The following is a 663-nucleotide window of genomic DNA, read 5'->3' on the forward strand; positions in this document are numbered from 1 at the left end:
CCGCTGTACAACTTCCTGCTCAGCCTGTTCTTCGAGTACGGCGTCGCGCTGCACGACCTCGAGGTCGAGAAGGTCGTGGCGGGGCAGAAGCCGCTGAGCCGGGTGTGGCAGCAGATCAAGTCGATCGGCCGCAAGACCGGCCGCCAGATCCTCAAGGACTACGTCGCGTTCCCCGCGCTGGCCGGGCCGTTCTTCCTGCCGGTGCTCGCGGGCAACCTCACCGCGAACCTGGTGCGCAACGTCTGGACGCACGCCGTCATCTTCTGCGGCCACTTCCCGACCGGCGCGGTCCAGTTCACCGAGGAGCAGCTGGAGGACGAGAGCCGCGGCGAGTGGTACGTCCGCCAGCTGCTGGGCTCGGCCAACCTCGACGGCGGCCGGTACTTCCACCTGATGACCGGCCAGCTGTCCTTCCAGATCGAGCACCACCTGTTCCCGGACCTGCCCAGCAACCGCTACGCCGAGATCGCCCCCGAGGTGCGGGAGCTGTGCCGGGAGTACGGGCTGGAGTACACGACCGGGCCGCTGTGGAAGCAGTACATGCAGGTCCTGGGCACGATCAACCGACTGGCCCTGCCGAACGGGAAGCGCTGATAGCTTCCGTTCCGTCCGATCCGTCCGGGTCGGCGGAGGGGGCGGTCGTGCGGCACCTGGTGGGGATCC

Annotated in this window: 1 protein-coding gene; it reads left to right on the forward strand. The window is 68.2% G+C overall.

The features are described 5' to 3' along the window. Positions 1-594, forward strand: a 594-nt coding sequence (locus DBV35_RS29075; RefSeq protein WP_170135074.1) for a fatty acid desaturase family protein, incomplete at its 5' end; no start/stop codon positions are given. Between the last annotated feature and the right edge of the window lie 69 nt (positions 595-663).

The sequence above is a fragment of the Acuticoccus kandeliae genome (genome assembly GCF_003073115.1).